Genomic DNA, 4,730 nt, shown 5'->3' with positions numbered 1-4,730 from the left:
CGTCATCACCTCGGTGTTTGTGCTCGCGATCGTCTGCAGCGCCGTGGCCTTCTTGCTGATGTTCGCGCTCATCGCCGAAATCGGCCCCGTGCGCATGACGGCGATCACCTACGTCAACCCCGCGGTTGCCGTGGTCGCGGGAGCGCTCGTGCTCGGTGAAGCCGTGACCATCTACACGGGCCTGGGTTTCGCGCTCATTCTCATTGGCTGTTGGCTTGTGACGTTGCCCGACAAGAAGGCGCAGTCCGCGGTCGAACCCTCGACCGAGACGCAGCCAACGCCCGCGGTCTAGCTCGAACTCCCAGCCGGCTTTCAGCCTCAGGGGAACCGATTCGCACGCACGGCTGTTCCACTAGGTGACGCCGCATCCAGCGCCGTCGCTTGAGGAGGACCCATGACCACCGACTATCGCGCGACCCCCGAGGCCATTGCGCGCCTCACGCCGCTGCAACGCAGTGTCACGCAGAACGACGGCACCGAGCCGCCGTTTCGCAACGAGTATTTCGACAACAAGGCCCCCGGCCTCTACGTCGACATCGTTTCGGGGCAGCCCCTGTTTTCGTCGACCGACAAATATGACAGCGGCACGGGATGGCCCAGCTTTACGAAACCCATCGACCCCGCGGCCGTCACGACCAAGACCGACCGCATGTTGTTCATGACGCGCACCGAAGTGCGGTCATCCGGGGCCGATAGCCACCTCGGCCATGTTTTCGACGACGGCCCGCGCGATCGCGGTGGCCTGAGATACTGCATGAACTCAGCCGCGCTGCGATTCATCCCCGTCGACCAGCTCGAGGCCGAAGGGTACGGCGACTACCTCTCACTCTTCACGAAGGACGCATCATGACCGACTCTGTTGACACCGGCGCCATCACGCGCACCCCGGGCACCGAAACCGCAGTTCTTGCCGGCGGTTGCTTCTGGGGCATGCAAGATCTCATTCGCCGCCAGCCCGGCATCATCAGCACGCGCGTGGGTTACACGGGTGGTTCGAACACACACGCGACCTACCGCAACCACCCGGGCCACGCCGAAGCGGTCGAGATTGTTTTCGACCCGACGGTCACGAGCTACCGCGACGTGCTCGCTTTCTTCTTTCAGATTCACGACCCCACGACGCTCAACCGGCAGGGCAACGACATCGGCTCGAGCTACCGCTCGGCAATCTTTCCCCTGAGCCCCGAGCAAGAGGCCGTCGCGCGCGAGACGATCGCCGACGTCGACGCATCGGGCCTCTGGCCCGGCGCTGCCGTGACGACGATCGAGCCCGAGGCGCCGTTCTGGCACGCCGAAGAAGAGCACCAGGACTACCTCGTGAAATACCCCAATGGCTACACCTGCCACTTTCCCCGCGCGGGATGGGTGTTGCCGAAGCGCGATGAGGTAGCCGCAGGCTAGGCATGACCGCCGCCTCCCCCACGGCCCGGCGCATCTTTCCGCTGCGCCCGACTGATCCGCCCGTGCGGCGCCTTGCCGTGCTGGCGGTGGTCGGGCTCGGGGTGGTCGCCGGGCTCGGGGGCTGGCTGTTCGCGAGCGCCGGGGGTGCGGCGGTTGGGGTGGGGGTGGCGGTGTTCGCGGTGGGAGCATCCGTCGCCGCGTGGCGATTGCATCGGCTGCACCCGCACGCGCGGCTGGGCTATGCCAATGCCGTCACGCTGCTGCGGTTGACGCTCGTGTCGACGCTCGTGATTCCGCTCGTCGGGGTCTCCCCCGCGCCCGTCGCGATCATCGCGGTCGCGACGATCTCGCTGAGCCTTGATGGTGTCGACGGCTGGCTCGCGCGGCGGCAGGGGCTCTCGTCGGCGGTCGGCGGAAGCTTCGATATGGAGGTCGACTCGGTCTTCGCGCTCGTGCTCGCCGCGCTCGCTGTTGTCGTGGGTGGCGCGCCGTGGATCGTGCTACTGCTCGGCCTTCCGCGCTATCTGTTCGGCGTGGCCGGCGTCATCTGGCCGTGGCTGCACGACCCTCTGCCGCCGAGGTACAGCGGCAAGGTCGTCGACGTGATTCAGATGATCACGCTCATCGTGCTGCAGCTTCCGGGCCTGCCGCACCCGCTCGCCATTGCCCTCACCCTCGGCGTGCTCGGCGCGCTCGCGTGGTCGTTCGGGCGCGACATCGTGTGGCTGTGGCGACGCCGAGCATAGGGCGGCGCGCGCTCATCGTCGGCGCGCAAGCTCTCGTCACGATCGGCCTGCTCGTGCTGCTCTGGCAGGTCGCCGACGGCCGCGACGCCGTCGCGGTGCTGCTGGGCGTGAACCCGTGGTGGCTCGCCGTGGCCCTCGTCGCGCTCACGCTGCACACCGTGTTCGCCGCCGAGCGATGGCGTCTCACCGCGGGCGCGCTCGGCCTGCCGCTCGGTCGCTGGCACGCGCTGCGCGAGTACTACCTCGCCCAACTCGTCAACTCCACCGTGCCCGGCGGAGTCGTCGGCGACGCGGGCCGCGCCGTGCGCAGCCGCGAACAGGCGGGCCTCACCGTGGCCGCGCAAGCCGTCATGGTCGAGCGCTTCGCGGGCCAAGTGGCCTTGCTCGCGACCATGACGATCGCCGTGACCGTGACGGCCCTCGCACCCGGCGGCCTCGAATGGCCCGCGTGGATGCTCGGCCTCGCCGCGACGATCACCCTCGTCTCGCTCGCCGTGGTCGGAGTGTTGCTCGCTGCCCGCTGGCTGCCCGGGCGCGTCGGCCCGCGCATGGCCGAGTTGTCGCGCACGGCGGCGATTGCTCTCGTGGGTCGCCGAGTCGTTCTGGCGCAACTGGCCCTCAGCGCGGGGACCACAGCGTGCATCCTCATCGCGTTTTGGGCGTCGGCAGCCGCGGTGGGCCTGAGCCTCTCGTTCGCCGCGGTCGTGACGCTCGTGCCGCTGATTCTGCTCACGATGCTCGTGCCGATCACGATCAGCGGCTGGGGCCTGCGCGAGGGCGCCGCTGCCGCACTGCTGCCCCTCGCGGGGGCGACCGCGAGCGCGAGTCTGGCGGCGAGCGTCGTGTTCGGGCTCATGGGGCTCGTGGCGGTGCTGCCGGGGTTGCTCGTGGTGTGGAGCCGACCGCGCGCGACGTAGCTCGCAGAAGGCGATATCGCGATATCATTGAGACGACCAAGCACGAGGAAGCGAGCGCGATGACCGACATTCTCATTCGCGGGCTCAGTGACGAATCCGTCGCCCGCATCGAAGAGCAGGCCTCGACGCTCGGGCTCTCGCGCAACGAGTACTTGCGCCGCCAACTCGACGTGCTCGCCGGGGTGCCGCGCGAGTCGCCCGCCGAGATCTCCGTCGACGACCTCCGCCGCGCATCCCGTGCCGTTCGCGACCTCGACGACCCCGACGTGATGAGCGCTGCGTGGCGGTAACCCCGTGGATCATCGATAAGTCGGCCTACGCGCGCCTCGCCGATAGCCCCGATGTCGACGAGTGGCTGACGCGCATTGCGCGTGGCCTCGTGCGCATCACGGCCATCACGCAGCTCGAGATCGGTTACTCGATGCGCTCGGCCGAGCAGTCACGACTCGAGTTCGCATCTCCCCCACTCTCGCTCATGCCCGTCGAGCACCTGACGCCGGGCATCGAGCGCCGCGCTCTCGAGGTGCAACAACTATTGGGCGATCGCGGCCAACACCGTGCCCCGTCGATCCCCGACCTGCTCATCGCGGCGACGGCCGAACTGACCGGCTGCACCGTGCTGGCGGTCGACAAAGACTTCGAGCTCATCGCCGAGGTCACCGGTCAGCGAGTCGAGCGCCTCACCTGACGCGAGACCCCGCCCGACCTAACGCCGAATACCGCTCACTGATACGTTAAGCGCACCCGATTCGCCGACCAGGGAGCCTCCGTGTCGCCGCTCAAAGTCACCCTCTCGCTCGCGCTTGCCGCGTCACTTTTCGGTCTCGCCGGCTGTGTGCCGGGTCCTCAGGGTGCGGAAGGCCCAGCCGGGCCGGCTGGAGCACAAGGCGAACCGGGCACCCCAGGGGCCGATGGCGCTGACGGCGCGCCGGGCTCTCCCGGTGCTGCGGGCCCGCGTGGCGCGACGGGACCAGTGGGCCCCACCGGACCAGCGGGGGCGACCGGGCCTCAAGGTGCCACGGGCAATCCCGGACCCATGGGCCCTTCTGGCCCTCCCGGCCCTCCCGGTGCCGACGCCGTGTCGGAATACGCCTACTTCGTCAGCTTTGCCGAGCAAACCTTGCTGCCTGACACCAATGTTGACTTGATCGGGCCGATCGGGGGCAGTGGGAACTTCGCCCTCGTCAATTCGGGTCTCGAGATTAGCGTCGCCACGTCGGGAACCTACGCGGTGTGGTACTCCGTGACCACAACCGACCGGAGTCAGTTCGGCGTCACCATCGACGGTTCGGTCTGGCTGTTCTCGGTCTCGGCCTCAAACTCGGGCGCGCAGACGAACGGCATGTCGATTCTTAATCTCCAGGCCGGCGACCTTCTTGGCTTGCGCAACATCTCTGACGCCACGTCCGTGCCGCGCCCCACCTTCGCCACAGAGACCGAGCCCACCGTCAATGCATCGCTGATGATCCAAAAGATCGACTAGATCGACGATCTCCCCCGTGGAGCGTGTAAGCCTCGGCGAGATCGGACGCGCCAGGTGCGAGCTGCTCCCCCGTCAGGCGAGCCGCCCCGCGTCGAGCTTCTCGATCAACCGCACGAGCGTCGGCAGTCCGCGTGACGTGGCCGGGATGCCGAGCACGTGCTCGACGAGCGGGGTGCCGTTGCT

General features: G+C 68.2%; 8 protein-coding genes. All 8 read left to right on the top strand.

Going from position 1 to position 4,730, the window contains the following annotated elements; all coding sequences use genetic code 11:
- Positions 1–292: EamA family transporter (locus tag SFU54_RS10475; RefSeq protein WP_319016219.1), on the top strand; the 292-nt coding region annotated here is incomplete at its 5' end.
- A gap of 102 nt (positions 293–394) precedes the next feature.
- Positions 395–850 (top strand): peptide-methionine (R)-S-oxide reductase MsrB, encoded by a 456-nt coding sequence (gene msrB, locus SFU54_RS10470; protein ID WP_319016218.1) that lies wholly within the window; start codon positions 395–397, stop codon positions 848–850.
- Entirely contained in the window at positions 847–1,401 is a 555-nt protein-coding gene (msrA, locus tag SFU54_RS10465; RefSeq protein ID WP_319016217.1) for a peptide-methionine (S)-S-oxide reductase MsrA, read from the top strand. The genes msrB and msrA overlap by 4 nt, the downstream gene beginning before the upstream one ends.
- Positions 1,402–1,403: 2 nt before the next feature.
- Positions 1,404–2,147, top strand: a complete 744-nt coding sequence (locus tag SFU54_RS10460; RefSeq protein WP_319016216.1) for a CDP-alcohol phosphatidyltransferase family protein — start codon at positions 1,404–1,406, stop codon at positions 2,145–2,147.
- A complete protein-coding gene (locus SFU54_RS10455) occupies positions 2,129–3,064 on the top strand; it encodes a lysylphosphatidylglycerol synthase transmembrane domain-containing protein (protein ID WP_319016215.1) in 936 nt (311 codons plus the stop codon). Before SFU54_RS10460 ends, SFU54_RS10455 begins: the two co-directional genes overlap by 19 nt.
- A gap of 59 nt (positions 3,065–3,123) precedes the next feature.
- Positions 3,124–3,354 carry a hypothetical protein gene (locus SFU54_RS10450; protein ID WP_319016214.1) on the top strand — a complete coding sequence of 77 codons (231 nt, stop codon included), beginning with the start codon at positions 3,124–3,126 and terminating at the stop codon, positions 3,352–3,354.
- The gene (locus SFU54_RS10445) at positions 3,345–3,752 is read left to right on the top strand and encodes a PIN domain nuclease (RefSeq protein WP_319016213.1); all 408 of its coding nucleotides are present in this window, start codon (positions 3,345–3,347) and stop codon (positions 3,750–3,752) included. Before SFU54_RS10450 ends, SFU54_RS10445 begins: the two co-directional genes overlap by 10 nt.
- Before the next feature lie 348 nt (positions 3,753–4,100).
- Entirely contained in the window at positions 4,101–4,547 is a 447-nt protein-coding gene (locus SFU54_RS10440; protein ID WP_319016212.1) for a hypothetical protein, read from the top strand.
- The last annotated feature ends 183 nt before the right edge of the window (positions 4,548–4,730 follow it).

The organism is Microcella sp., assembly GCF_033763155.1.
GTDB lineage: Bacteria > Actinomycetota > Actinomycetes > Actinomycetales > Microbacteriaceae > Microcella.
This window is presented reverse-complemented; position numbering and strand designations above follow the sequence as displayed.

What these genes read in the sequence shown, in the direction of transcription:
- msrB (WP_319016218.1), top strand. Translation starts at nt 395, where the DNA reads ATGACCACCGACTATCGCGCGACCCCCGAGGCCATTGCGCGCCTCACG.
- msrA (WP_319016217.1), top strand. Translation starts at nt 847, where the DNA reads ATGACCGACTCTGTTGACACCGGCGCCATCACGCGCACCCCGGGCACC.
- SFU54_RS10460 (WP_319016216.1), top strand. Translation starts at nt 1,404, where the DNA reads ATGACCGCCGCCTCCCCCACGGCCCGGCGCATCTTTCCGCTGCGCCCG.
- SFU54_RS10450 (WP_319016214.1), top strand. Translation starts at nt 3,124, where the DNA reads ATGACCGACATTCTCATTCGCGGGCTCAGTGACGAATCCGTCGCCCGC.
- SFU54_RS10440 (WP_319016212.1), top strand. Translation starts at nt 4,101, where the DNA reads ATGGGCCCTTCTGGCCCTCCCGGCCCTCCCGGTGCCGACGCCGTGTCG.